25 protein-coding genes are annotated in these 25,282 nt (G+C 66.5%); 17 read left to right on the top strand and 8 right to left on the bottom strand.

What is annotated here, in order from left to right:
* Positions 1-708: 708 nt before the first annotated feature.
* The gene (gene nadE, locus ERC79_RS03985; RefSeq protein ID WP_131575928.1) at positions 709-1,554 is read right to left on the bottom strand and encodes an ammonia-dependent NAD(+) synthetase; all 846 of its coding nucleotides are present in this window, start codon (positions 1,552-1,554) and stop codon (positions 709-711) included.
* 113 nt (positions 1,555-1,667) lie between these two features.
* On the opposite strand from nadE, the gene ERC79_RS03980 reads away from it, so the two are divergent.
* Positions 1,668-2,222 (top strand): nucleosidase, encoded by a 555-nt coding sequence (locus tag ERC79_RS03980; protein WP_131575927.1) that lies wholly within the window; start codon positions 1,668-1,670, stop codon positions 2,220-2,222.
* 17 nt (positions 2,223-2,239) lie between these two features.
* On the opposite strand, the gene ERC79_RS03975 is transcribed toward ERC79_RS03980, so the two are convergent.
* Together ERC79_RS03975 and ERC79_RS03970 are read right to left on the bottom strand one after the other, a co-directional pair.
* A complete protein-coding gene (locus tag ERC79_RS03975; RefSeq protein WP_131575925.1) occupies positions 2,240-3,064 on the bottom strand; it encodes an META domain-containing protein in 825 nt (274 codons plus the stop codon).
* A gap of 9 nt (positions 3,065-3,073) precedes the next feature.
* A complete protein-coding gene (locus ERC79_RS03970) occupies positions 3,074-3,688 on the bottom strand; it encodes a TetR/AcrR family transcriptional regulator (RefSeq protein ID WP_242676741.1) in 615 nt (204 codons plus the stop codon).
* 113 nt (positions 3,689-3,801) lie between these two features.
* Between ERC79_RS03970 and ERC79_RS03965 the strand changes: the two genes are divergently transcribed.
* Positions 3,802-4,365: an NAD(P)H-dependent oxidoreductase gene (locus ERC79_RS03965; RefSeq protein WP_131575921.1), complete on the top strand. Its 564-nt coding sequence runs from the start codon at positions 3,802-3,804 to the stop codon at positions 4,363-4,365.
* 91 nt (positions 4,366-4,456) lie between these two features.
* Here ERC79_RS03965 and ERC79_RS03960 read toward each other — a convergent pair whose 3' ends face one another.
* Positions 4,457-5,392, bottom strand: coding sequence for a siderophore-interacting protein (locus ERC79_RS03960; protein WP_242676740.1), 936 nt, complete (start codon positions 5,390-5,392; stop codon positions 4,457-4,459).
* 529 nt (positions 5,393-5,921) lie between these two features.
* On the opposite strand from ERC79_RS03960, the gene nrdH reads away from it, so the two are divergent.
* From nrdH to nrdF, 4 genes are read left to right on the top strand one after another with little or no spacing between them, the layout of a single operon-like run.
* Positions 5,922-6,155 (top strand): glutaredoxin-like protein NrdH, encoded by a 234-nt coding sequence (gene nrdH / locus ERC79_RS03955; protein ID WP_131575919.1) that lies wholly within the window; start codon positions 5,922-5,924, stop codon positions 6,153-6,155.
* 50 nt (positions 6,156-6,205) lie between these two features.
* Entirely contained in the window at positions 6,206-6,664 is a 459-nt protein-coding gene (gene nrdI / locus ERC79_RS03950) for a class Ib ribonucleoside-diphosphate reductase assembly flavoprotein NrdI (protein ID WP_131575918.1), read from the top strand.
* Positions 6,622-8,808, top strand: a complete 2,187-nt coding sequence (gene nrdE, locus ERC79_RS03945) for a class 1b ribonucleoside-diphosphate reductase subunit alpha (protein ID WP_131575916.1) — start codon at positions 6,622-6,624, stop codon at positions 8,806-8,808. The genes nrdI and nrdE overlap by 43 nt, the downstream gene beginning before the upstream one ends.
* 46 nt (positions 8,809-8,854) lie before the next feature.
* Positions 8,855-9,862 (top strand): class 1b ribonucleoside-diphosphate reductase subunit beta, encoded by a 1,008-nt coding sequence (gene nrdF / locus ERC79_RS03940; protein WP_131575914.1) that lies wholly within the window; start codon positions 8,855-8,857, stop codon positions 9,860-9,862.
* A 79-nt stretch (positions 9,863-9,941) separates the two neighbouring features.
* Here nrdF and ERC79_RS03935 read toward each other — a convergent pair whose 3' ends face one another.
* The 3 genes from ERC79_RS03935 to ERC79_RS03925 all read right to left on the bottom strand — a co-directional run bounded on the left by ERC79_RS03935 (position 9,942) and on the right by ERC79_RS03925 (position 11,967).
* Positions 9,942-10,451 carry an RDD family protein gene (locus ERC79_RS03935; RefSeq protein WP_131575912.1) on the bottom strand — a complete coding sequence of 170 codons (510 nt, stop codon included), beginning with the start codon at positions 10,449-10,451 and terminating at the stop codon, positions 9,942-9,944.
* 71 nt (positions 10,452-10,522) lie between these two features.
* A complete protein-coding gene (locus ERC79_RS03930) occupies positions 10,523-10,996 on the bottom strand; it encodes an NUDIX domain-containing protein (RefSeq protein WP_131575910.1) in 474 nt (157 codons plus the stop codon).
* A gap of 8 nt (positions 10,997-11,004) precedes the next feature.
* Positions 11,005-11,967 (bottom strand): ABC transporter substrate-binding protein, encoded by a 963-nt coding sequence (locus ERC79_RS03925; protein WP_131580707.1) that lies wholly within the window; start codon positions 11,965-11,967, stop codon positions 11,005-11,007.
* 593 nt (positions 11,968-12,560) lie between these two features.
* Here ERC79_RS03925 and ctaD point away from each other — a divergent pair.
* The 8 genes from ctaD (at position 12,561) to ERC79_RS03885 (ending at position 21,324) form a co-directional block, all read left to right on the top strand.
* Positions 12,561-14,297, top strand: a complete 1,737-nt coding sequence (gene ctaD, locus ERC79_RS03920) for a cytochrome c oxidase subunit I (protein ID WP_131575908.1) — start codon at positions 12,561-12,563, stop codon at positions 14,295-14,297.
* Between the two features lie 153 nt (positions 14,298-14,450).
* Complete coding sequence (gene serB / locus ERC79_RS03915) at positions 14,451-15,677, top strand: phosphoserine phosphatase SerB (protein WP_131575906.1); 1,227 nt, start codon at positions 14,451-14,453, stop codon at positions 15,675-15,677.
* A complete protein-coding gene (locus tag ERC79_RS03910; RefSeq protein WP_131575905.1) occupies positions 15,674-16,423 on the top strand; it encodes a peptidyl-tRNA hydrolase in 750 nt (249 codons plus the stop codon). The genes serB and ERC79_RS03910 overlap by 4 nt, the downstream gene beginning before the upstream one ends.
* 60 nt (positions 16,424-16,483) lie before the next feature.
* The gene (locus ERC79_RS03905; protein WP_131575903.1) at positions 16,484-17,314 is read left to right on the top strand and encodes an ABC transporter ATP-binding protein; all 831 of its coding nucleotides are present in this window, start codon (positions 16,484-16,486) and stop codon (positions 17,312-17,314) included.
* A gap of 95 nt (positions 17,315-17,409) precedes the next feature.
* Positions 17,410-18,246, top strand: coding sequence for an NUDIX hydrolase (locus tag ERC79_RS03900; RefSeq protein WP_131575901.1), 837 nt, complete (start codon positions 17,410-17,412; stop codon positions 18,244-18,246).
* Positions 18,247-18,256: 10 nt separating this feature from the next.
* Positions 18,257-19,036: an enoyl-CoA hydratase-related protein gene (locus ERC79_RS03895; RefSeq protein ID WP_131575899.1), complete on the top strand. Its 780-nt coding sequence runs from the start codon at positions 18,257-18,259 to the stop codon at positions 19,034-19,036.
* Between the two features lie 130 nt (positions 19,037-19,166).
* Positions 19,167-20,150 (top strand): class I SAM-dependent methyltransferase, encoded by a 984-nt coding sequence (locus ERC79_RS03890; RefSeq protein ID WP_131575897.1) that lies wholly within the window; start codon positions 19,167-19,169, stop codon positions 20,148-20,150.
* 16 nt (positions 20,151-20,166) lie between these two features.
* Positions 20,167-21,324, top strand: a complete 1,158-nt coding sequence (locus tag ERC79_RS03885; RefSeq protein ID WP_131575895.1) for a class I SAM-dependent methyltransferase — start codon at positions 20,167-20,169, stop codon at positions 21,322-21,324.
* A gap of 7 nt (positions 21,325-21,331) precedes the next feature.
* Here ERC79_RS03885 and ERC79_RS03880 read toward each other — a convergent pair whose 3' ends face one another.
* Positions 21,332-22,639: a PQQ-binding-like beta-propeller repeat protein gene (locus ERC79_RS03880; RefSeq protein WP_131575893.1), complete on the bottom strand. Its 1,308-nt coding sequence runs from the start codon at positions 22,637-22,639 to the stop codon at positions 21,332-21,334.
* Between the two features lie 150 nt (positions 22,640-22,789).
* Between ERC79_RS03880 and ald the strand changes: the two genes are divergently transcribed.
* The 3 genes from ald to ERC79_RS03865 all read left to right on the top strand — a co-directional run bounded on the left by ald (position 22,790) and on the right by ERC79_RS03865 (position 25,263).
* Positions 22,790-23,914: an alanine dehydrogenase gene (gene ald, locus ERC79_RS03875; RefSeq protein WP_131575891.1), complete on the top strand. Its 1,125-nt coding sequence runs from the start codon at positions 22,790-22,792 to the stop codon at positions 23,912-23,914.
* Between the two features lie 113 nt (positions 23,915-24,027).
* Positions 24,028-24,420, top strand: a complete 393-nt coding sequence (locus tag ERC79_RS03870) for a hypothetical protein (RefSeq protein WP_131575889.1) — start codon at positions 24,028-24,030, stop codon at positions 24,418-24,420.
* A gap of 57 nt (positions 24,421-24,477) precedes the next feature.
* A complete protein-coding gene (locus ERC79_RS03865) occupies positions 24,478-25,263 on the top strand; it encodes an acyltransferase (protein WP_131575887.1) in 786 nt (261 codons plus the stop codon).
* The last annotated feature ends 19 nt before the right edge of the window (positions 25,264-25,282 follow it).

The raw sequence follows: 25,282 nt of genomic DNA, 5'->3' as shown, positions 1-25,282 counted from the left end.
CGCCAAGATTGTTCACCGTCACCCTCGCGAGGTCCGCCGTGGGGAAAGCGAGACGGGGACGCACTGCGCGCGCCCGCGCCACGGCCCGAAATCGTGCACGCCAACACATCACACTGCGCAAGAACTCCCGACCGCGGATGTACCAATTTGATTCACAAATGTTTTTGCACCACAAGACAATTCAAAACCCGCCCTCACGCCGCCCCTACGCGCACCACACACCACCCCCAGGCCACCCCGCCCGGCCCGAGCACACCACCCACACCACACACCCGCCCAAAGTGCCGGCCCCACCCACCCCGCAACCGCCGGCCCCACCCGGGACACGCCATCACCCCAGCTCACACACCAAAACGGCCCCCACACCTAAAAACCTCGGTCCACTCGATCACCACAGTCCGCATCGTCGGCATCAGTTTCCTTCCCCACCCACGCGGGCGGGACATGCCATCAGTGCAGGTCAAGCCGCGTCGTTGTCGGTCCAGGGTTCGCCGTCGCGCTCCTCGATGTAGTCCCCGCCCGGCGGGTCGTCGTAGTGTCCCAGCAGCGCGCCCCCGCCTTCTCGGATGCTGCTGCCAGGTTCTCGTCCCGGGCGTGCTTCCAGTCGTCCCAGTGCCAGCCCGCGCCCGCGTCGATACTCGCCGCCGAGGAACGCCTCGGATCTGGTGAAGGCGATCGCTGGGGCTGACCCCGCCCGCCGGGAATGTGTCAGTTCTCGCGCCACCACGTGTCGAGTGGCGTGACCGGGACGGTCCGTTTGTGGCGCGTGTTCAGATACATCCGCTCCAGCTTCTCGGCGATTTCGGCGGTCACGGTCTTGCCCTCGAGGTAGTCGTCGATTTCGGTGTAGGTCACGCCCAATGCGACCTCGTCGGGCAGGGACGGCCGGTTGTCCTCGAGGTCTGCGGTCGGCACCTTGCGCCATGTGCTGTCGGGCGCGCCGAGCTCGCGCAGCAGGGCTGCGCCCTGACGCTTCGTGAGCCCGGTGAGCGGGGTCAGGTCCACGCCGCCGTCGCCGAACTTGGTGAAGAACCCGGTGAGCGCTTCGGCAGCGTGATCGGTGCCTACCACGAGATACCCGAGCTCTCCGGCAATTGCGTACTGGATCATCATCCGCTCGCGCGCTTTGATGTTGCCGCGCACGAAGTCCCGCAGCAGTCCGCCGTCGCCGAGGAGTCCGCGCATTGCCTGCGATGCTTCGGCGATCGTCGCGTCGGCGCCGGGCTTCACGTTGACGGTCAGCGAGCGGTCCGGCGCGATGAACTTCAGGGCCACCTGCGCGTCCTCCTCGTCGAACTGCGTCCCGTACGGCAGGCGGACGGTGATGAATTCGGCGGAATGGCCCTCAGCCCGCAGTTCCTCGGCGGCCAGCTGGCTGAGCCGTCCGGCGAGCGTGCTGTCCTGGCCGCCGCTGATCCCGAGTACGAGGCCCTGCGCGGGGGTGGATCGCAGATAGTCCTTGATGAACTGCACGCGGTCGCGGATCTCGCTCGCAGGATCGACTATCGGCCTCACACCCAGGTCCTCGATGATCCGCGCACGTAGATTCGCCATGGCGAGAACTGTAGCGAGCACGGGTCGGCTCCGCATTCGCGCGAGTGGACACGGCAGGATGTGATCCGGGCGCCGACAGGCGCCGGGACACAGGACGAGTTCTGGAGGCGTGCATGAGTCGGACCGGCATCCTTGTAGTCAGCGCCACCGAGTCCGAGGCGGCGCACGTGCCCGATGGTGTCGACGTCGTCGTCACCGGGATCGGCAAGGTCGCGGCCGCAGTCGCGGTGACCCGCGCGCTCGCGTCGTATCCGGCCGATCGGCTACCGCTCGTGGTCAACATCGGCACCGCCGGCGCCTTGCACACCCATCACACCGGGCTCTACCTGCCCTCGGCAGTGGTCAACCACGACATCAGCAGCACGGTGCTGCGCTCACTCGGATACCCGGTGCGCGATGTGATCGAACTCGACGACGGCGACGGTTCCGTGCTCGCCACCGGCGATTCGTTCATCTCCGACGCCGAGGTGCGGGATGCCCTCGCCACCCGTGCCGACCTGGTGGACATGGAGGGCTTCGCGGTGGCGTTCGCGTGCGCGGAACTAGGAGCCCGCTGCCGTCTGGCCAAGCATGTCAGCGATCAGGCCGACGACTCTGCACTGGACTGGCCGTCACAGGTGGACGCCAGTGCCCGCGTTCTCGGCGCCTGGCTGCGCGACCTCCGCTGAGGGCGGGTGGTGTTCGCCTACTCTCCTCGCAGACCCAGGCCGAGACCGTCCGGCCGCATCAGCTTCATGGTGTCGGCGTCGATCGCGTAGGTGACCTCACCGTCGAGCACCGCGAGGACCGCACGCTCAACCTCGGTGACATCGGTGGGGCAGGTCAGGTGGGTGGTCACCAGCGGTCCGAACGTGATGGTGCCGTTGCCCAGCTGCGCCGGACCGTTGAAGCGGTTGCAGCCGGTGGTGCCTGTCGCCCGGCCGTTCTCGGCGATGGTGAGCGTCGGCGCCGACGTCTCGAGCGCGGTCGACGTGCTGACCGCGTCGGGGCTGATCAGGGTGTCGACCACCCACGTCGTCCCGATGACGGGCCGATCGGGACTCGTCACCGTCTTGGCAGTCAGCGAGACCGTCGTTTCGGGCGAAACGAGGGTGAGTGTTTCGGCGTCCAGCTTCCAGGTCGGTCTGGCTGCGAAGAAGTCGGTCATCCACTTGTCGGCACCCGCGATGTCGCCGGGACAGGCCATCATCGTCGTCGCGATCGGGCCGGTGTTCACGATGCCGCCGGCGAGCTCGACGCTGCCCACCCCGCGGTTGCAGCCCGCGCTCATTGCGATCTGCCCGGGCTGGGGGAAGGCGACCTCGAGTGGGCCGCCGCCGGGAATGGGAGTGCCTGAGACGTCCGTGGAGAAGAACGTCCGGCCCCACAGGGCGTCGGCGGGCGATGCCGGCGCCACCTCGGCACTGGTTTCCGTCGACACCGTGGTGGTCGAGCCGTCGTCGGAACTGTTGCCGCACGCGGAGAGCGCGGCGGCGGACAGGAGGACGAGAGCTACCAGGCGTGTGCGCATGCGCACACCCTAATCCGGGAGGGCGTCGATCCGCGCGATCCTCAGGGCCAGGTCCTGCCAGCCGTCGGCGATCCGCTCGATCGGCATCCCGAGCGTGCGGCACTGGTACAGGACCAGGGCCGCGTCGAGTGGGGCGAGCAGCGCGGTTCCGAGTAGTTCGACGTCGCCGTCGACCTGGGCGTCCGTCAGGAGGGTCACGATGTGTCGAAGGCTGACCGCCCGTGCTGGACCGGAGAACCGGAACTCGGGGGAGTTCTCGGCTGCCCGGAGGATGTCGCCCTGGACTGCCACCATGTCGAGCCGGGCGCGGCCGAAAGCAACGAGGCGGACGATGGGATCGGCGTCCGGGCCGAGCGGCGGCGGGCCGAACATGAACGCGTGCTGCAGTTCGCGTTCGGTGTGGTCGAGCATCGCGTTCATCAGACCCGAACGGCTGCCGAAGCGCCGGAACACCGTGCCCTTGCCCACTCCTGCCTTCGCGGCGACGACCTCCATCGTGACGGCATCGACGCCCCGTTCCGCAACGAGAGTAGCGGCTGCGTCGAGGAGCAGCTTCCGGTTGCGGGCGGCATCACATCGCTCGGGGATCTCGGCGTCCACCAGCGGCAGCAGCGGGCTGTTCACGTCTGCATCGTAGCCCAACGGGAACATAAGTGGACCGCGGTCCGCTTATGCTGCTATACATGCTCGCAGCGTTGTCGATTCAGCGTTGCCGTTCGCACCACCGAAGGAATCTCATGTCTCAGTCCCGTGTTCTCGTCCTCGTCGGCAGCTTGCGCGCCGGCTCTGTCAACCGGAAGCTCGCCGAGACGGCCGTGGCCGTCTCGCCCGAGGGCGTCGAAATCACCATCTTCGAGGGGCTCGGCAAGCTCCCCTTCTACAACGAGGACGTCGACGTCCCCGGTGCCTCCATCGCCGGTGTCGACGGGTTCCGTGCGGCTGCCGCCGAGTCCGACGCCATCCTTCTGGTCACCCCGGAGTACAACGGCACGATCCCCGCCGTGCTCAAGAACGCGATCGACTGGCTCTCGCGCCCCTACGGCGCCGGCGCCGTCAAGGACAAGCCGGTCGCAGTGATCAGCGCGTCCCCGAGCCACAACGCTGCCAAGTGGGCCCACGACGACGCACGCAGGGCCCTCCGCATCGCCGGCGGCAACGTGCTCGAGGTCGAGTTGTCCATCGGTGGCACCATCCAAAAGTTCGGCGAGCTGCACCCGCGCGAGAATGCCGAGGTCGCGCAGCAGGTTGCCGGCGTCGTCGCGGCCCTCGCCGGTGCCTCGAAGGTCCTCGCCGACGCCTGACACGCTCCATTCGTCGGCTGAAAGGTCCCTCACATGCGCGCGCAGCGCACGAAGGGACCTTTCAGCTCGCTCGGGCGGGGCGCTTCCGGACCTACAGCCCGGCCTGGTCCATTGCGGCGTCGACGGCGTCGCGAACAGAGTCGAAGTCGCCACCGGCGGCGAGTGCTGCGGTCTGCGCTGCCTCGATCCGCTCGCGCACCTGTTCGTACCGCTCGGTCCACGCCTCCTTGTCGGCGCGCCAGTAGCCGATGACGTCGTAGCGCCCGGTGGGCCAGCCCAGATCGTGGCGTACCCAGCGTCGGACCTCCCGCGAGACCCCGGCCTCGCCCGCAAACCACACATAGCCCTGGCCGTCCGGGCGGAGCCACCGGCGTGCCGTCGAGGCGAGAACGCTGGGGCCGACGCCGTTGCCGGTGCCGTGCAGCCATGTGTAGGAGACGTCGCCGGCGGTGGCGAGATGTTGCTCGTCCGCAGACGTCGTCACCTCCGCGATCACGTGGACGCGGACCCCGGGTTCGAGGCCCTCCACGATTCGTCCCACCGCGGGCAGCGCTGTCATGTCCGCGATCAGCAGTTGCCAGGCGGTGCCGGTTGATGGCTCGTACCACCCGGATGCCGCCGTGACCCCGAGGACCTGGCCGGGCCTGGCCTGCAGGGCCCACCGGACGGCCGCGCCGCCGTCGTGTACGGCGAAATCGATATCCATCTCGTGGGTCGCCGCGTCCCAGCGGCGGACGGTGTAGCTGCGTAGCTCCGTGCGCGCGGGCCCAGGGAATTCCCACCCCTGTCCGACGGGCTGCGGCGTCGGTGGGCGGTCTGCCTCCTCGGGAGGGAAGGCCACCAGTAGTCGCTCGTCGGGGTCGCCGCTCGAGGTGAAGCGAGTCAGGTCCCCGCCGCGAAGGGTGACGCGTTGCATGTTCGGGGTCAGGCGCACCACATGCGACACGGTCGCGAAGTAGTAGGGATTGTCGTTCGACGGCACCTGTTCACCCTGGCATACCGCGGCCTCGGCGGTAGCACCGAACACCCTTCAGTTACCAGGCAGTTAATTCGATCGGGCGCGTCCGTCGAGGTGATGGTAGCGACGTCCGGGTCGGCCCGGACCGGAACGGGTCCGGCGGCGTCCGGCGGCGTCCGGCGGCGTCGGGCAGTGTCCGGCAGTGGCGCCGCGGGGTACCTGGGGGAGTGGTGCCGTGGTGGTGTGGGAGATATCGAGGACGTCCAGTGGGGGTGTCTTCGGCGTGTCTTCGGCGTGTCGCGTGCGGGCCCCGCCCGGGGCGGCGCCGAGGTGACCGAACTCACGGACAAATGTGTGACCTGCGGCACTCTGAAGGCCTGATTCGGAGGGGTGTTCGGGGGGTGCCGACCTGCGAATATCAACCGTGTCACTCACAAGATCTCGGGTTGTGCGTTTCTGTCGGCCACTAGGTGTAGTGTCTACACAGCCGAGGGGCACAATGGGAACGCACCGGATCCCGGGTCGGAAAACAGGCTCTTTCCTCGGCACGCAGAGCACACATCCGTAGCTCGCAAGGCCGTGGAAAGAGGGACCATCAATGAGCATCACCGTCTACACCAAGCCCGCCTGCGTTCAGTGCAATGCCACCTACCGTGCCCTCGACAAGGCCGGTCTCGAATACGACATTGTCGACATCTCCGAGAACCCCGAGGCGCGTGACTTCGTCATGGCGCTCGGGTACCTCCAGGCGCCCGTCGTGGTGGCCGGGGACGACCACTGGTCCGGCTTCCGTCCGGATCGCATCAAGACCCTCACCGCTAACGCTGCTTGAAGCGTCAGGGGGCCGGTCGAATCTCAGCTCGAGTAAGAGGGTGAACACCGATGGCATCGCTGGTGTACTTCTCCAGCGCGTCGGAGAACACGCACCGATTCGTCCAGCGGCTCGGTGTCCTCGCCGCGCGCATCCCGCTTCATGACCGCGAAGGCACGTTCGAGGTCGACGAACCATACGTACTGATCGTCCCCACCTACGGTGGCGGCACAACGGCGATGGGTCGCGACACCAGTTACGTGCCCAAGCAAGTCATCCGATTCTTGAACAACAAGCACAATCGCTCGCTGATACGCGGGGTGATTGCTGCAGGCAACACGAACTTCGGCGAGTCCTACTGCTTCGCCGGGAACGTGATTGCCCAGAAGTGTCAGGTCCCGTACCTGTACCGCTTCGAACTCATGGGAACACCAGAGGATGTCGTCGCCGTGCGCGAGGGCCTCGAACAATTCATGGAGAGTGAACAGTGGCACCGACCATCACAGATTCAGCCCCGGCTGGGAGTGTAGAGCGCGCTGCGGCACGACCCGACGCATCGGCGGGCGAGCTGGACTACCACGCGCTCAACGCGATGCTGAACCTGTACGGCCCGAACGGAGAGATCCAGTTCGAGAAGGACCGCGAGGCGGCCAATCAGTACTTTCTCCAGCACGTCAACCAGAACACCGTCTTCTTCCACAACCTGGACGAGAAGCTGGACTACCTGGTCAAGGAGAACTACTACGAGCCCGAGGTGCTCGACCAGTACTCCCGTACGTTCGTGAAGTCACTGATCGACCGCGCCTACGCGAAGAAGTTCCGCTTCCCGACGTTCCTCGGTGCTTTCAAGTACTACACCTCGTACACGCTCAAGACGTTCGACGGCAAGCGTTACCTCGAGCGCTTCGAGGACCGTGTCTGCATGGTCGCGCTCACCCTCGCGGCAGGTGACGAGACGCTCGCGACCCAGTTGGTCGACGAGATCATCGCCGGACGCTTCCAGCCGGCGACCCCGACGTTCCTCAACTCCGGCAAGAAGCAGCGCGGCGAGCCCGTGTCGTGTTTCCTGCTGCGCATCGAGGACAACATGGAGTCCATCGGGCGCTCCATCAACTCGGCCCTGCAGCTGTCCAAGCGCGGCGGCGGAGTTGCCTTGCTGCTCACCAACGTTCGTGAGCACGGCGCTCCGATCAAGAAGATCGAGAACCAGAGCTCGGGCGTCATCCCGATCATGAAGCTGCTCGAGGACTCGTTCTCGTACGCCAACCAGCTCGGTGCCCGTCAGGGCGCCGGTGCGGTGTACCTGCACGCGCACCACCCGGACATCTACCGGTTCCTCGATACCAAGCGTGAGAACGCGGACGAGAAGATCCGCATCAAGACCCTGTCGCTGGGCGTCGTGATCCCGGACATCACGTTCGAGCTCGCGAAGAAGAACGAGGACATGTACCTGTTCTCGCCGTACGACGTCGAGCGCATCTACGGTGTGCCGTTCGCGGACATCAACGTCACCGAGAAGTACCACGAGATGGTCGACGACAAGCGGATCCGCAAGTCGAAGATCAAGGCGCGCGAGTTCTTCCAGACCCTCGCGGAGCTGCAGTTCGAGTCGGGTTACCCGTACATCATGTTCGAGGACACGGTGAACCGGGCGAACCCCATCGAGGGCAAGATCACGCACTCGAACCTGTGCTCGGAGATCCTGCAGGTCTCGACGCCGTCGACATTCAACGACGACCTGTCCTACAGCCATGTCGGCAAGGACATCTCGTGCAACCTGGGCTCGCTCAACATTGCACTGACGATGGACTCGCCCGACTTCGCGAAGACCATCGAGACCTCGATTCGTGCGCTCACCGCGGTGTCGGATCAGACGCACATCTACTCGGTGCCGTCGATCGAGCAGGGCAACAACGACTCTCACGCCATCGGCCTGGGGCAGATGAATCTGCACGGCTACCTCGCCCGTGAGCGCATCCACTACGGCTCCGAAGAGGGCATCGACTTCACGAACATCTACTTCTACACGGTCGTGTTCCACGCGGTCCGCGCGTCGAACGAGATCGCCAAGGAGCGCGGCACCTACTTCAAGGGCTTCCCGCAGTCCAAGTACGCGTCGGGCGAGTACTTCGACAAGTACACCGACCGGGTGTGGGAGCCCGCCACCGACCGGGTGCGCGCGCTGTTCGCGGACGCCGGCGTGCACATCCCGACGCAGGACGACTGGCGTGAGCTCAAGGCGTCGGTGCAGAAGTACGGCATCTACAACCAGAACCTGCAGGCGGTCCCGCCGACCGGCTCGATCTCGTACATCAACAACTCCACCAGCTCCATCCACCCGGTGGCCGCGAAGATCGAGATCCGCAAGGAAGGCAAGATCGGGCGCGTCTACTATCCGGCCCCGTACCTGACGAACGACAACCTGGAGTACTACCAGGATGCGTACGAGATCGGGTACGAGAAGATCATCGACACCTACGCTGCGGCGACGCAGCACGTCGACCAGGGCCTGTCGCTGACGCTGTTCTTCAAGGACACCGCCAGCACGCGTGACGTCAACCGCGCGCAGATCTACGCGTGGCGTAAGGGCATCAAGACGCTGTACTACATCCGTCTTCGCCAGATGGCACTCGAGGGCACTGAGGTGGAGGGTTGCGTCTCATGCATGTTGTGATCGTCAATTCCGAAGCCCCGCACCGAAACTCGAAGAGGGAAGAACGATGACCACCGCTCCCCATGCGCACTCTCCGGCCGACGGCACGCGCATCAAGTTGATCGACCGCGTTTCGGCGATCAACTGGAACCGCGTCCCCGACGAGAAGGACTCCGAGGTGTGGGACCGCCTCACCGGCAACTTCTGGCTGCCGGAGAAGGTGCCGGTGTCCAACGACATCCAGTCGTGGGCCACGCTGACCCCCACCGAGCAGCAGCTCACGATGCGCGTGTTCACCGGCCTGACACTGCTGGACACCATCCAGGGCACCGTCGGCGCCGTGAGCCTCATCCCCGATGCGGTCACCCCGCACGAGGAGGCCGTGCTCACCAACATTGCGTTCATGGAGTCCGTGCACGCGAAGAGCTACTCGCAGATCTTCTCGACGCTGTGCACCACGCGCGAGATCGACGATGCGTTCCGCTGGTCCGAGGAGAACCCGAACCTCCAGCGCAAGGCGCAGATCGTGCTCGACTACTACCGCGGTGAGGATCCACTCAAGCGCAAGGTCGCCTCGACGCTGCTCGAGAGCTTCCTGTTCTACTCAGGTTTCTACCTGCCGATGTACTGGTCGTCGCGGGCCAAGCTCACCAACACGGCCGACATGATTCGCCTGATCATCCGCGATGAAGCGGTGCACGGCTACTACATCGGCTACAAGTACCAGCGTGGACTCGAGCAAATCACCGAGGCCGAACGCGAGGAGCTCAAGAACTACACGTTCGAGCTGCTGTTCGAGCTGTACGACAACGAGGTCGAGTACACCCAGGACCTGTACGACGAGGTCGGGCTCACCGAGGACGTCAAGAAGTTCCTGCGCTACAACGCCAACAAGGCGCTGATGAACCTCGGCTACGAGGGCCTGTTCCCGAAGGACGAGACGGACGTCAACCCGGCGATCCTCTCGGCACTCTCGCCGAACGCGGACGAGAACCACGACTTCTTCTCCGGGTCGGGTTCGAGCTACGTCATCGGCAAGGCCGTCAACACCGAGGACGAGGACTGGGACTTCTAGTTCCATCCCACCCGCTGTGGCCGTGTGTCACATGCGTTCAGTGCACGCTGAACGCATGTGACACACGGCCGTCGGCGTTTCAGAGATCGGTTCGGAGGGATCGGAGGGCGACGACATCCCGGAGGCGGACAGCGGACGGCGAGTTGTCGTAGCTGCCCAGCCACGTGCTGTTCGAAAAGGTGCTGAGGACGTCGAACGCCCCGATCAGCCACCACTTCAGCAGGTACCCGAGCGTCGGCCACTGACCGTCGGAGGGGCGGATGACGCACAGTCCGGTCAGGGCCTTGCCGATCGTCGTGTGGAAGATGCGCTGGGCCACGACGCGCTGCAGGAGCGAGGCGAGAATCCACCCGATGGGCAGCGCGAGCGGTGCCCAGTCTGCGACGGCCGGGATGTCGAGGCAGACGATCATCGCGACGACCCCGACCGCGATGTGCAGGAAGAGATCGACGACGAAGGCGATCACCTGACGTAGTTGACGCGGCGATGGATATCGCGGATCGTCGGCCTCGCCGTGTTTCGACGGGGGGTGATCCGGTGTCGGCACGGTCCCCGGGGGTATTGCTGCGTCGAATCCTGGTGTGGTCACCGGAAGAGATTGGCGCAGCGAGGGCGGGATTCGCAATGTCTGGACCGGATTTCGTCGGGTCCGGCACGGCGTCAGGCGTGGAACCAGGCCTCGGGGCGGCCGGCGAGCGCCTTGTCGATCCGCCGGCGCGACGACTCGGTCATGTCAGTCGGCAGTTCGTCGGGCGGGAACCATCGAACCTCGAGGTTCTCGTCGTCGGCGACGTGCGCCTCACCGGAGACGGCGCGAGCAAGGAAGCACACGTCGAGATAGCTCGCGATGTCGCCGTTCGCGTAGGTGATGGGTCCGGCGGTGTCGACACTGGTGACTCGTACGAGTTCCGCGTCCAGCCCGGTCTCCTCACGAATCTCCCGCAGTACCGCTGGGCCCGGTTCCTCATCGGGTTCGAGGATGCCCGACACGACTGCCCACAGGCCGTTGTCCGCGCGCAGAGTGAGCAGGACGCGGTTGTCACGGTCGAGCACTACAGCACTCACGCCTGCCAGCCACAGGGGAGCGTGCCCGACATGTTCACGCAGTGCTGCAACGAATTCGGGGATCGGCATCGAGGGTCCTAGTTGACGTACCCGTTGAGGGTGGCCCTCAGATCGGTGAGAACCGCGCGAGCGGCGACCAGGCCATTGCCGGCGTTCCAGATCTCGTCCTCGACGGCGAAGACCCGATTGTCGGTGACAGCGCCGAGTTCGTGCCAAGCGTCGGATTCCATTACCTCGGTGCCGTGAGTCAGTCCGTCCGATCCGTCGAAGCTGACGTAGATCAGGTCTCCCTCCGCGTCACCGAGGTTGTCGATGTCCTTGGATGCGACGTCGATTCGCTGATATGGCGGACGCTGCACACCGGCGTCCGCGAGCACCTGCCCGGAGAAGCTGCCCGGCCCCTCGATCGCTGTCGTATCCGAACGGAAAAGGATGACCGACGCCTGCGTCAGGCGCGCGTCGATATCGGTTCCGGTCCGCGCTGCGTCCGCGAGATAGGAGTCTAGGGCCTGCTGTGCCGCGACGGCACGCCCCATCGCCTTTCCGGAGGCGAGGAACTGCGCCTTCCAGAACACCGGGTCGCCGCCGGTGAAGACGGTGGGTGCGACGGCATTGAGCTGACCTGCCAGCTCCGGACTCGCCGGGGCGGACCCGAGGATGAGCTCGGGTGCTGCCTCGCGGATTCGGGCCATGTCCGGATTCGAGACCGGCCCGATGCTCGGCAGTTCCGAGATCCCGGTGCCCAGGTACGACGGCTGTGGGGTGTCGCCGGAGCCGGTGGCGGCGCCGACGACGCGCTCCCACAGCCCCAGAGCGCACACCGAATCCATCGCTGCACTGTCCAGTACGACAATCCGCTGTGGGTCCGGTGCGCCTGGATCGGCGGGTGTCGGAGTGGCACATGCGGCGCGGGTGTCCCGCTCGATCCCCACGACGCCGGCGCCGGCGATTCGCGTCGTCGTGCGCACGATCGTGCTTGCGTCGTCGTCGGTCGTGCTACCGCATGCGGTGAGTCCCGCGAGGACCGCGGTGGCCGCCATCAGGGCGGTGGCGGCGCGGCGGACTGGACGGGCGAGCGTGGCACTGGACAATTCGACGACTTCCTGTTCGACGAGATCCTGCGATCGGGCCGATTCAGGTTAGCTGCTGTGCGGGTCGACTCCGAACGTCTGCGCCAGGTCGTCGTTGCTGTCGACAACCATGACCCGTTGGTTGCTGGGTGGTGATGTCGCCGGCGCCGCGGAGGTGCCCGAAGGAGCGTGGGAACGCTGCCGAGGGGTGGGACGTTGTGACGGTGGACGAGCTGATGGGCGAGCGGAGATGAGGACAGGGTTCGTGGGCAGGTTCTGGTGAGGGAATCCTTACAGTTCAGCGAGTGGTAGTCGAGTGCGCGGGTGTTCCGGTGGTCACCGCTCGGTCCCGCCGCCGACACGCCGACGCTCCCGGGGAGGCGCCCCCGTTGTGCTGACAAAGGCCAGGTTGCGGGCTGTGAACACCCGGTCTGAGGGCGGCAAGTACGACAGTGAGTAGGACCCGGTCCACGGAGTCTGAAGGCACCGTCTACGATTCGTAGAGCGCAAGCCAGAGAACGTTCGCCTCGCAGCCCGGGGCAGACGCGCATTCAGGAGGATCAGTGACTGCCGTAGCGCCCCAGCCAGTCCCGGAGATAGCAGCGAGGCCATACCCGCCGCGGCAGGGACCTAAGGGCTCGTTCATCTATAAAATGATCACGACCACCGATCCCAAGGTGCTCGGTGTCATGTACCTGGTGACGTCGTTCGCGTTCTTCCTCATCGGTGGCCTCATGGCGCTGCTGATGCGTAGCGAACTCGCCGTCCCGGGTCTGCAGTTCCTGTCGAACGAGCAGTTCAACCAGCTGTTCACGATGCACGGCACGATCATGCTGCTGCTGTACGCGACGCCGGTGGTGTTCGGTTTCGCGAACTACATCCTGCCGCTGCAGATCGGTGCCCCCGACGTGGCGTTCCCGCGTCTGAACGCGTTCAGCTACTGGCTGTACCTGTTCGGCGCGATCATCACCACGGCCGGCTTCATCACCCCCGGTGGTGCCGCCGACTTCGGTTGGACCGCCTACACCCCGCTGTCGAGCGCACTGCACTCGCCTGGCGTCGGCGCAGATCTGTGGATCATGGGCCTCGCGATCGCGGGCCTCGGTACCATCCTCGGCGGCGTGAACATGATCACGACGGTGGTGTGCTTGCGCGCCCCCGGTATGACGATGTTCCGGATGCCGATCTTCACCTGGAACATCCTGATCACCAGCATCCTCATCCTGCTGGCGTTCCCGCTGCTGACCGCCGCCTTCATGGGTCTGTGGGTGGATCGCCATCTCGGTGGCCATATCTTCGACCCCGCTACCGGTGGCGTCCTGCTGTGGCAGCACCTGTTCTGGTTCTTCGGCCACCCCGAGGTCTACATCATCGCGCTGCCGTTCTTCGGCATCGTCTCGGAGATCTTCCCGGTGTTCTCCCGTAAGCCGATCTTCGGCTACAGCGGCCTGGTCTACGCGACCATGGCGATCGCGGCACTCTCGATCGCGGTGTGGGCGCACCACATGTACGCCACCGGCGCCGTTCTGCTGCCGTTCTTCTCGTTCATGACATTCCTCATCGCGGTTCCGACCGGCGTGAAGTTCTTCAACTGGATCGGCACGATGTGGAAGGGCCAGTTGACGTTCGAATCCCCGATGCTCTTCTCGGTCGGCTTCCTGGTGACCTTCCTCTTCGGTGGTCTGTCGGGTGTGCTGCTCGCGAGCCCGCCGATCGACTTCCACGTCACCGACTCGTACTTCGTGATCGCCCACTTCCACTACGTGCTCTTCGGCACCATCGTGTTCGCCACCTACGCGGGCATCTACTTCTGGTTCCCGAAGATGACCGGCCGCATGCTGGACGAGCGACTCGGCAAGTGGCACTTCTGGTTGACCTTCCTCGGTTTCCACGCCACCTTCCTGGTGCAGCACTGGCTCGGTGCGGAGGGCATGCCGCGCCGTTACGCCGACTACCTCCCGTCCGACGGCTTCACCATGCTGAACTCGATCTCCACGATCGGCTCGTTCATCCTGGGCGCTTCGACGCTGCCGTTCCTGTGGAACGTCTTCAAGAGCTACCGCTACGGTGAGGTCGTCACGGTCGACGACCCGTGGGGCTACGGCAACTCGCTCGAATGGGCCACCACGTGCCCGCCGCCGCGGCACAACTTCACCGAGCTGCCCCGGATCCGCAGCGAGCGTCCGGCCTTCGAGCTGCACTACCCGCACATGGTCGAGCGCATGCGCGAGGAGGCACACGTCGGAATCGGCCACGGCGGCAAGCACGCCACCGCGGTCTTGGAAGACAGCAAGTCCTAGCGGACCGAACGGTCCCAGCTCTATCGGAAGGCCCCACCCGAACCCTGTATGCAGAGGGATCGGGCGGGGCCTTTCCCGTGTCCCAGCGCTGGCTTGGCAGAATGGGGCGGTATTCATTTGCACATAGTTCGAGTTGAACGATCGGAGTTCTGGGTGGGTGCGTCAGACGCCACTGTTCTGGTGACGGTTACAGGTCCGGACCGGCCCGGCGTGACGTCGGTGCTCTTCGCGGCGTTGTCTCGTCACGACGTGAGCCTGCTCGATGTGGAACAGGTCGTGATCCGCGGCCGTCTCACGCTCGGTGTTCTGGTTGTGTGTCCCACCGATCCGGAGGCTCTCCAGGAGGAGCTCGAGGAGGCGATGGACACAGTCGGCATGCATGTCGACGTCGAGATCGGTGCCGATCCGGCAGGCCGCCAGCATGTGTCCACCCATGCCGTGGTCGTGCTCGGCAGCCCTGTCAGTGCGCGCGCGTTCCGCTCGCTGTCCCGCGAGCTGGCCCGCCAGGGCGCCAACATCGACTCGATCCGTGGCATCGCCGACTACCCGGTCACCGGGCTCGAGCTGATGGTCACGGCGTCGAATACCGGTGCCGACGCGGATGCGCAGCTGCGCACCGGCCTCGCCGGGATCGCGGCCGGCGAGAACGTCGATGTGGCGGTCGAGCACGCGGGTCTGGCGAGGCGCGCCAAGCGCCTCATCGTGTTCGATGTCGATTCGACGCTTGTACAGGGCGAGGTCATCGAGATGCTGGCGGCCCGAGCCGGAGTGGAGGACGAGGTCCGCGCCGTCACCGAGTCGGCGATGCGCGGCGAGATCGACTTCGCCGAGTCTCTGCACCAGCGGGTCGCCACGCTCGCCGGTCTCGACGCATCCGTTATCGATGACGTCGCCGCCGAGCTGCAGCTGACACCGGGTGCCCGGACCACGATCCGGACCCTGCGCCGCCTCGGCTACCACTGTGGCGTCGTTTCCGGCGGCTTCCGCCAGGTGATCGAGGGTCTCGCGCACGAGCTGGAACTCGACTTCGTCCAAGCCAACACGCTCGAGATCGTCGACGGCCGGCTCACCGGCCGAGTGGTCGGCGAGATTGTCGACCGCGCCGCCAAGGCCACGGCGCTTCGGAAGTTCGCCGCCGAGGTCGGGGTGCCCATGGAGCAGACCGTCGCGGTCGGCGACGGCGCCAACGACATCGACATGCTCAACGCTGCCGGGCTCGGCGTGGCGTTCAATGCCAAGCCCGCGCTGCGGGAGGTCGCGGATACGGCGCTCTCGCACCCGTTCCTCGACGCGGTGCTGTTCGTACTCGGTGTCACCCGTGACGAGGTCGAGGCCGCGGACGCGGTGGATGGCGTCGTACGGCGCGTGCCGATCCCATGACCGTGACGGCGGACGGGTTGGCGGTCCGGCACGCGGTGTTGGCCGCAGGCTACGGTCATGCGCCGGACCCGTCCGATCCCGCCCGGGTGCTCGCGATGCCCCTGGTGCTGCACATCCCCAAGATTGATCCGCCTGCTCGCAGCGCCCTGCTCGCGGCGGCGGCGTCGGCGACCGTCGCGCTGTGCCTCGACGAGCGCGTCGGGCCGGACGCGGACGGCCAACCCGGGCCGTGGCAGCAGGCCTACCGGGAATGGACCGGTGCCCGCATCCGCAAGGTTGCGCGGCGGGCTCGTGGTGCCCAGTGGCTCGCGGCACAGGACGTGGACGGCGTCACCGTCGATATCGCCGGCGCCCGCGCCCGCGCCCTGGTACCCGGGCCGGTCGGCGACCTCGATCCGCGGATCAAGAAACTGCAGATCGGCGGCACCGACCTCGAGCACGACGAGCCGGGCCCGTCCGACCCCGCGGTTCCGACATTGTGGATCAACGCATCCCTCGAGATGACCGTCGGGAAGGCCGCAGCCCAGGTAGGGCATGCGTCCATGCTGCTCGCGGGTGCGATGTCACTCGACCGGGTCCGGCGGTGGGCGGCCGACTCCTTCCACTGTGCGGTCCGAGACGCCGATCCCCGGCGGTGGGCGGCGCTGTGCGCCGAGGTCGCGAACGGAACCGCGATCGCGGTGCGGGACGCGGGCTTCACCGAGGTGGAACCCGGCTCGATGACGGTGATCGCACCGATCCGCTGACAGCACAGGCCGACACGCACGTCCGGTCCGGTCTGCGAGGTTGGCAAGCGATACGGGAGGATGGTCGCTGTGTCGGAACCAGATCCTGATCTCCTCATCGATTTCGAAGACGTCCTGATTCGCCGTGGCGGAGCGACCCTCGTCGGCCCGGTCTCCTGGAAAGTGGAGTTGGACGAGAAGTGGGTCGTACTCGGCCCCAACGGCGCGGGCAAGACGTCGCTGCTGCGCATGGCCGCCGCCGAGATACACCCGACGTCCGGCGTCGCCCGCCTGTTCGGCGAGACGTTCGGCCAGGTCGACATCACCGAACTGCGTCCGCGGATCGGATTGTCGTCGTCGGCGCTCGCGCACCGGGTTCCGGCCGACGAGGTCGTGAGCGACCTGGTGGTGTCGGCGGGCTACTCGGTGCTCGGACGCTGGCGTGAGCGCTACGAGGACATGGACACCGAGCGGGCCGTCGAGACGCTCGAGAGCCTCGGCGCCGAGCACCTCGCCAACCGCACCTACGGCACGCTGTCCGAAGGGGAGCGCAAGCGCGTCCTCATCGCCCGTGCGCTGATGACGGATCCCGAACTTCTGCTGCTCGACGAGCCCGCCGCCGGCCTCGACCTCGGAGGCCGCGAGGAACTGGTCGCTCGTCTCGGGGACCTCGCCGCCGATCCGGATTCGCCCGCGACCGTCCTCATCACGCACCACGTCGAGGAGATCCCGCCCGGCTTCACACACGCGCTGCTGCTCACGGAGGGACGTGTCGTGTCGCAGGGCCTGCTCGACGACGTGATCACCGCCGAGAACCTCAGCGCGGCATTCAGCCAGTCCATCAGCCTGGACCGGGTCGACGGCCGGTTCTTCGCGCGCCGTACCCGGCATCCCGGGCTGCACCGGGCCTGACACCCCGGCCGGGCTTGCGGCCGTGTAAACGGGCCGTGCAGACACCAGTGGGACTGCCTATGCGGCCTCGGTCGCTCGACGCGTAGGTTCCGGGTATGGGAACTACGCGTGAGCCGGATACCGTCGAGCAGGACAAAGCAGCCGTACCGGCGCCGAAGGATGCGTCCACCGTCATGCTCGTTCGTGACGGCGAGGCCGGTGTCGAGGTATTCCTGCTCCGGCGGGTGGCAGGCATGGCATTTGCGGGCGGGATGACGGTGTTCCCCGGCGGCGGGGTCGACCAGTCCGACGGCGAGGCCGACGTTCGCTGGGCAGGTCCGCCGGTCTCGTGGTGGGCCGAGCGGTTCGGCGTCGACGAGGCACGGGCCAAGGCACTGGTGTGCGCGGCGGTCCGCGAGACGTTCGAGGAGTGCGGCGTGCTGCTTGCAGGTCCCACCGCCGATACCGTCGTCGCCGACACCACCGGGTACTCGGATGCGCGCCGTCAACTCGAGTCGCGGGAGTTGTCGTTCGCCGATTTCCTCGCTCGCGAGAATCTCGTGCTGCGAGCGGATCTGCTGCGCCCGTGGGCCAATTGGATCACCCCGGTGCAGGAGGGGAGGCGCTACGACACTCGCTTCTTCGTCGCGGTACTGCCGGAGGGTCAGCTGGCGGACGGGAACACATCGGAGGCCGCGGAGGTCGCGTGGCGGACCCCGGCGGCAGCGGTCGAGGATTGGCGCGAGCGCCGCAGCGTCCTGCTGCCGCCCACGTGGAGCCAGCTCGATGCCCTCGGTGGATTCGACGGCGTCGACGCGATTCTCGCGGCGGAGCCGGAGATCTCGCCGATCCTGCCGGATCTCAGTTTCGTCGACGGCAAGCCGCGCGTCGCCTTCCCCGGGGATGAGGGCTACTACGACACCGGGGCATTGCCCTGGGGTGCCGACCAGTAGCCTGAGCCACATGGCTGAGTTTGTGACCCTCGAGGTTTCCGAAGGTATCGGCACGATCCGTCTGTCGCGTCCCCCGATGAACGCCCTGAACCGTCAGGTGCAGGAAGAGATTCGGGCTGCGGCACGCGAGGCGACGGTCGATCCGGAGGTCAAGGTTGTCATCGTCTACGGCGGCGAGAAGGTGTTCGCTGCGGGTGCGGACATCAAGGAGATGGCCGAGCTGAACTTCGGGCAGATGAGCGACATCATCGGCGACCTGCAGTCGGCGCTCGGTTCGATCTCGGACATCCCCAAGCCGACGGTCGCTGCAATCACCGGCTATGCACTCGGCGGCGGGCTCGAAGTCGCACTCGGCGCCGACCGTCGTATCGCCGGCGACAACGTCAAGCTCGGAGTCCCGGAGATCCTGCTGGGCATCATTCCCGGTGGCGGCGGCACGCAGCGTCTGGCCCGTCTCGTGGGTCCGGCCAAGGCAAAGGACATGGTGTTCACCGGTCGCTTCGTCGGTGCCGAGGAGGCCCTGCAGATCGGCCTGATCGACGAGATGGTCGCTCCTGACGAGGTGTACAACGCGGCCCGGACGTGGGCCTCACAGTTCACCGGGGCCGCGAGCCGCGCGCTCGCCGCCGCGAAGGCCGCAATCGACGAGGGCCTCGACACCGATCTGGCGACGGGGCTCAAGATCGAGCGCCACCTGTTCGCCTCGCTGTTTGCGACCGCGGACCGCACGATCGGCATGGAGTCGTTCGTCGAGAACGGCCCCGGTAAGGCGAAGTTCACCGGGGAGTGACTCGTCTCGCGATTTGCGCACCTGCCGTCGTTTCCTGCCGCCAGGAACCACGACAGGTGCGCAAATCGCGGCCTGGAACGGCGCAAAACTAGAACTTGTTCATTCCTTACCATTGGGTAGGATTTCCTGCATGACTGCAAGCCCGAACGACGGGATCGATCCCGCGCCGAACCCGCACGCAACCGCCGAACAGGTCGAGGCTGCGCTGAAGGATACGAAGCTCGCCCAGGTGCTTTACCACGACTGGGAAGCCGAGACCTACGACGACAAGTGGTCGATCTCGTACGACGAGCGTTGCATCGAGTACGCGCGGGGCCGGTTCGACGCAGTGGCGGGCGATCAGCCGTTGCCGTACGAGCGTGCGCTGGAGCTCGGCTGCGGCACGGGCTTCTTCCTGCTCAACCTCATGCAGGGTGGCGTCGCCAAGACCGGTTCGGTCACCGACCTGTCTCCGGGCATGGTCAAGGTCGCAATGCGCAACGCGGAACACCTGGGGCTGTCGGTCGACGGGCGCGTGGCCGACGCCGAGACCATCCCGTACGAGGACAACACGTTCGACCTCGTCGTCGGGCACGCCGTGCTGCACCACATCCCGGACGTCGAACAGTCGATGCGCGAGGTGCTGCGCGTCCTCAAGCCGGGTGGCCGTTTCGTCTTCGCCGGCGAGCCCAGCACGGTCGGCAACTTCTACGCTCGCTGGCTCGGGCGTGCGACGTGGGCGGCCACCACCAATGTCACGAAGCTGCCGTTCCTCTCGGATTGGCGTCGTCCGCAGGCCGAGCTCGACGAGTCGTCCCGTGCCGCGGCACTCGAGGCCGTCGTCGATCTGCACACGTTCGATCCCACCGACCTCGAGAACATTGCGAAGTCCGCCGGTGCGGTAGAGGTCAAGGCCAAGACGGAGGAGTTCGCCGCGGCGTTGCTGGGCTGGCCGGTCCGCACCTTCGAGGCAGCCGTGCCGCCGGAGAAACTGGGCCGGGGATGGGCCATGTTCGCGTTCGGTGGTTTCAAGACGCTGAGCTGGCTGGACGACAAGCTGCTCCAGCATGTGGTTCCGCGGAACTTCTTCTACAACGTGATGATCACCGGTGTGAAGCCCGGCGTCACCAACTGAGCTGAACCGACGACCCTTGGGCTACGACTTCACGATCGCCGACGTCGGGTACCTGCGCAGCGAGGAAGGTATCGCCGCGCTGGCGGAGACGGCAGGGTCGGAACTGTCCACGCGCACGCGCCTGGCCGACATCGGCAGGGCGCGTGCGCGTTTCGGTGACCGGGCGGCACTGCTGATCGAAACGGTGCTGCTGCGGCGCAAGGCACAGGCCAAGCTCGACGAGGCCGAGTCCTGGTTGTTCACCGACGACGCACTGCAGCAGGCGACGCCGTCCGTGGTGGCCCGCCACCGCGGTGCTCGCCTTGCCGGACGCATCGTCCACGACGTCACCTGTTCGATCGGCGCCGAGCTGTCGGCACTGGTCCCGTTGGCGGACAGGGTGATCGGCAGCGACCTCGATCCGGTGCGGCTGGTCATGGCCGCACACAACGTGCCCGGCGCCGCGCTCGTCCGAGCGGATGCGCTGCACCCCTGCACGCGCGACACCGTCGTGATCGCCGATCCGGCACGGCGATCCGGAGGTAAGCGCACCCACGATCCGGCGGCGCTCATGCCGCCGCTGCCGGATCTCCTCGACGTCTATGCCGGTCGCGATCTCGCGGTCAAGTGCGCACCGGGACTGGATTTCGACCGGCTCGACTGGGACGGCGAGGTGGAGGTGGTCTCGCTCGACGGCGGGGTGCGCGAAGCGTGCCTGTGGTCGCCGGGTCTGGCGGATCCAGGGGTACGGCGCCGCGCGAGCGTGCTGCAATCGGGTGGAATGTCGTGGGATCTCACCGATGCCGAGCCGGACGACATCCCGGAGCGCGAACCGGGGGAGTGGATCATCGATCCCGACGGAGCAGTCGTGCGTTCCGGGCTGGTTCGCCACTACGCGGCCCGGCACGGGCTGTGGCAGTTGGACCCGCGGATCGCGTACCTCACCGGCGACAGCGTCCCCGAGGGCGTGCGGGGCTTCCGAGTGCTGGCCCAGCTCAAGTACACCGAGAAGGCACTGCGTCAGGAACTGGCCGCGCGCGACTGTGGATCGGCCGAGATTCTGGTCCGCGGCCTCGACATCGACCCGGCCGTGCTGCGGCCGCGGCTGAAGCTGCGCGGCACCACGCCATTGTCGGTGGTGCTCACGCGAATCGGACGTACGCCCATCGCCTTCGTGTGCGCGGCGCGGGACTGAGCACTGTCTACTTCAGGACGAACAACTCCCCGATCAGGGTCAGGGTGAGGATCTCGCCGTCCGGGCCGACCGATGTGCCGACGGTGAGCCCCGTCGCGCCGGGAAGCGTGTCCTGGTCCTGGGTTTCGCCGCTTCCGGTATCGAACGCGAGCATCGCGAGCCCGGCGTCGCCTCCGCGGACAACGGTGTAGCCGGTGTTGCCTGCGGTCTGCGCCGGCGCACCCAGGTGCAGCAGATCGCCACGCTCCCAAACCAGTTCGGCACGGTCGCCGAGATCGCGGAGTGCGAGCAGACGGCCGTTCTCGCCGCCGGCCGGGATGATCAGTCCGTCAGCGGACGTCGACGGGCTGCCCAGCGCGGTGTACCCGAGATCGTAGCTCCACTTCGGATCACCGGTCGTGGCGTCGACAGCCCACATGTGTTCGGCATTGTCATTGGCGTACACGGTCTTTCCGTCCGCCGACAGGTCAGGGCTCGATGCACTGCCGCCGGGAAGCGTCCCGGTGGACCAGTCCTCGACGATTCCAGGGTTGTCACCGCCGGTGTACCGCATGGCCACCAGGTCAGCCTGTGTCGCTCCGGGACGCCACAGCGTGAAGACGAATCGGCCACTGTCCAGATCCATCGCGGGGGCGTTGGCCACTGGGCAGCGCTCGGATCCGAGGAAGCACGCGTCGAGCCCCTGGGTGTTCGGTACCGGTTCGACGTTCATGCCCTGTGTCCACGACGCCGGCGGGATGAGGTCGTACGACGGGACCACCTTGAAGCCGGTCTGCGGGTCGAGGACGTTGATCTGACCGAGCTGAGTGATGAACAGCAGATTGCCGTCACCGGTGAACTGCGCAGAGAGCGGGGTGCCCGTCACCGGTGTGCGCCAACGCAGCTGGCCGTGTTCGTTGAACGAGTTCATCGCCCCGTCCTCGCCCACGTAGATGTTGGTCGCGGTGTCGATGACGGGCGTCGCGTCGGCCACTCCCGGGCCTACTCGGTTGCACCAGCGTTTGCGGCCGGTGTCCATCTGGAACGAGAAGAGATTGCAGCCCTTCTCCGACCGTGACGTGAGGAAGATCTGGCCGTTGGCGGCCACCGACGCGTACGTGGGCGTCGGGCTTCCGATGGGGCGGGACCACGCGAGGTCGAGCGACCGCGAGCCCGTGACGGAGCTGGTGTCGCTGTTGCGGGCGTCGGAGTGCATGCCTGGCCATCCGCCGGCACCGAAGACGTCGACGGTGCCGGAACTCCCGCCGCATCCGGTGAGAAGGAGGGCCGAGATCGCCGTCAGCGCCACTGCCGACGTACGTAGGGCATGCCGCATTACATCTCCTCGCGTCGAGATCTGCTCGGACCAGAGACTATCCCGGCGCCGAGTCGCTGCCGACGGACCGCCCCGCCGCATTTCGTGGGATCCTCGAAACAGCTGGCGATGCGCAGCCGATGGACGATCCGCCCGGTTGGAGGTGCGGTCATGAGAATTGGTGTGCCGAAGGAGATCAAGAGCGGGGAACTGCGGGTGGCATTGACCCCCTTTGCTGTCGCCGAGCTCCTCGCCCGCGGGCACAGCGTCCTGATCGAGCGCGGTGCCGGGACCGGGTCGTCGATGCCCGACGCGGATTTCGCCGCGGCCGGAGCGCGGATCCTGGATCGTGCCGAGGATGTGTGGGCCGACGCGGATCTCATCGTGAAGGTCAAGGAGCCACTTGCGCCGGAGTTCGCCCTGATGCGCCGGGGGCAGGTGCTGTTCACCTACCTGCACCTGGCGGCCTCGATCGCATGTACCGAGGCCCTGCTCGGCAGCGGCGTGACTGCCATCGCGTACGAGACCGTCGAGCGCGCCGACGGCTCCCTGCCGCTGCTGGCACCGATGAGTGAGGTCGCGGGACGCCTGGCCACCCAGGTGGGTGCCCACGCCCTTCAGGCCACCGCGGGTGGAGTCGGGCGCGGCATCCTGCTCGGGAGTGTGCCGGGTGTGCCACCGGGACACGTCGTTGTCATCGGGGCGGGCAGCGCGGGAACCCATGCAACGGGGGTCGCGGTCGGAATGGGCGCCCGCGTGACGGTGCTGGATCGCGACGTCGAGCGATTGCGGGCGCTGCACGCACGCTTCGGGTCCCGGATCGCCACCGTCGTGTCGACGCGGACCGAACTCGACGGCATTCTTCCCGAGGCGGATCTGGTGATCGGCGCGGTGTTGGTGCACGGCGCCCGCGCGCCGAAGCTGATCTCGTCCGAGCAGGTCTCACGGATGACCGCGGGGAGTGTTCTCGTCGACATCGCAATTGATCAAGGTGGATGTTTCGAGGATTCGCGGCCAACCACACACGATCATCCGACATACGTGGTTCACGATTCGGTCTTTTACGCTGTTCCCAATATGCCGAGCATTGTTCCCCATACTTCGACCCGCGCTTTGGTAAACGTTACATTGCCGTTCATTTCCGCGGTGGCGGAAAAAGGTTGGCGGGATGCGATGCTCGCCGACTCGGCGCTGGCGAGGGGGTTGAACACGTGTGCTGGCCAGGTCACTCACGAACCGGTTGCAGCTGCGCACTCCATTCCGTTCGTTCCGGTGATCGAAGCGCTCGGCGGCTGAATTGTCGGATAGGGCCGAACATCATCGATGCAATTTATTCGCGCACTGATCGTTGTCGATCATTTATCGAAATTCGACGCGACGGGCGGTCGGAAATTGTGTCTAATGGATTCATGAAGCCGGGAACGCGGACAGAAGCGGAAGCCATGACGCGGGAGTCGTCTCCCACCGACCCGATCGACAACCATCTGCTGGGCACGCGCTTCGCCGGCCATGTGGTCACCACGATGCTCGTCGCGGGGATCGCCGGCGCCGTCGGCATCGTGCTGGCGTCGGTCGTGGCGCTACTCGTGACCGCAGTAGGCGGCGCCGTGACGGCTTGTCTCGTCGCGTACGACGACGAGCTGGTCCGTCGGCGTCGGCGCCGGATCCGAGAGCGCACCGTCGCCCGCGAGCGGGTGCGCGCACAGCACCACACACGCGGCGGACCGCGCGAAAGCGGCCGCGGAGGCATCGGTGTCCGGAACGTATGGAGCGGGCACAGTGTGGGCCGGCACGCGGCCTGATGATCCATGCGGGGCACGTGACGCGGGGCACAGTGCCGGTCCGTAGGCTTGTGTCTCATGACGAGCATGTGGGGCGCACCGTTGCGCTCGAGGTGGCGCGGATCTCGGCGCCACGACAGTGACCAGGCGCGCTTCCTGACGCTGGACTCGCTGAAGTGGGTGCTGGCGAACAAGGCGTACACGCCCTGGTATCTGGTCCGCTACTACCGCCTGGCGAAGTTCAAGCTGGCCAACCCGCACGTGATCTTGCGCGGCATGGTGTTCCTCGGCAAGCGCGTCGAGATCCACTCCACGCCCGGGCTGTCCCGGCTCGAGATCGGTAAGTGGGTTCACATCGGCGACGGCAACGCAATCCGTTGCCATGAGGGCTCGCTGCGCATCGGCGACAAGGTCGTGTTCGGCAAGGACAACGTCGTCAACACCTACCTCGACATCGAGATCGGTGCGTCGACGCTGGTCGCCGACTGGTGCTATATCTGCGACTTCGACCACCGGATGGACGACGTCAATGTTCCGATCAAGGATCAGGGCATCGTCAAGGGCCCGGTCCGCATCGGGCCGGACACCTGGATCGCGGCGAAGGTCACCGTGCTGCGCAACACCCGCGTCGGCCGTGGCTGCGTGCTGGGTGCGCACGCGGTGGTCAAGGGTGATATCCCGGACTTCAGCATCGCGGTCGGATCGCCGGCGAAGGCGGTCAAGAACCGTCGTGCCGACTGGGAAGCAGGTGCAGCCGAGCGGGCGAAGTACATTGCCGCGCTCGAGGACATCGCGCGTAAGAAGGCGGCGAACGACGCCGGAACCAACGGCGCGGCCGTGGGCGGCAACGGTTCCGGAGTCTAGCCGGTAGTGGGCTCCGGCA

The sequence above is a fragment of the Rhodococcus sp. ABRD24 genome (assembly GCF_004328705.1).
In the GTDB taxonomy this organism is placed as follows: domain Bacteria; phylum Actinomycetota; class Actinomycetes; order Mycobacteriales; family Mycobacteriaceae; genus Prescottella.
This window is presented reverse-complemented; position numbering and strand designations above follow the sequence as displayed.

Coding starts and splice junctions, on each gene's coding strand:
- nadE (WP_131575928.1), bottom strand. CDS start 1,554: ATGGCGAATCTACGTGCGCGGATCATCGAGGACCTGGGTGTGAGGCCG.
- ERC79_RS03980 (WP_131575927.1), top strand. CDS start 1,668: ATGAGTCGGACCGGCATCCTTGTAGTCAGCGCCACCGAGTCCGAGGCG.
- ERC79_RS03975 (WP_131575925.1), bottom strand. CDS start 3,064: ATGCGCACACGCCTGGTAGCTCTCGTCCTCCTGTCCGCCGCCGCGCTC.
- ERC79_RS03965 (WP_131575921.1), top strand. CDS start 3,802: ATGTCTCAGTCCCGTGTTCTCGTCCTCGTCGGCAGCTTGCGCGCCGGC.
- nrdH (WP_131575919.1), top strand. CDS start 5,922: ATGAGCATCACCGTCTACACCAAGCCCGCCTGCGTTCAGTGCAATGCC.
- nrdI (WP_131575918.1), top strand. CDS start 6,206: ATGGCATCGCTGGTGTACTTCTCCAGCGCGTCGGAGAACACGCACCGA.
- nrdF (WP_131575914.1), top strand. CDS start 8,855: ATGACCACCGCTCCCCATGCGCACTCTCCGGCCGACGGCACGCGCATC.
- ERC79_RS03930 (WP_131575910.1), bottom strand. CDS start 10,996: ATGCCGATCCCCGAATTCGTTGCAGCACTGCGTGAACATGTCGGGCAC.
- ERC79_RS03925 (WP_131580707.1), bottom strand. CDS start 11,967: ATGGCGGCCACCGCGGTCCTCGCGGGACTCACCGCATGCGGTAGCACG.
- ERC79_RS03910 (WP_131575905.1), top strand. CDS start 15,674: ATGACCGTGACGGCGGACGGGTTGGCGGTCCGGCACGCGGTGTTGGCC.
- ERC79_RS03905 (WP_131575903.1), top strand. CDS start 16,484: ATGGTCGCTGTGTCGGAACCAGATCCTGATCTCCTCATCGATTTCGAA.
- ERC79_RS03900 (WP_131575901.1), top strand. CDS start 17,410: ATGGGAACTACGCGTGAGCCGGATACCGTCGAGCAGGACAAAGCAGCC.
- ERC79_RS03895 (WP_131575899.1), top strand. CDS start 18,257: ATGGCTGAGTTTGTGACCCTCGAGGTTTCCGAAGGTATCGGCACGATC.
- ERC79_RS03890 (WP_131575897.1), top strand. CDS start 19,167: ATGACTGCAAGCCCGAACGACGGGATCGATCCCGCGCCGAACCCGCAC.
- ERC79_RS03880 (WP_131575893.1), bottom strand. CDS start 22,639: ATGCGGCATGCCCTACGTACGTCGGCAGTGGCGCTGACGGCGATCTCG.
- ald (WP_131575891.1), top strand. CDS start 22,790: ATGAGAATTGGTGTGCCGAAGGAGATCAAGAGCGGGGAACTGCGGGTG.
- ERC79_RS03870 (WP_131575889.1), top strand. CDS start 24,028: ATGAAGCCGGGAACGCGGACAGAAGCGGAAGCCATGACGCGGGAGTCG.
- ERC79_RS03865 (WP_131575887.1), top strand. CDS start 24,478: ATGACGAGCATGTGGGGCGCACCGTTGCGCTCGAGGTGGCGCGGATCT.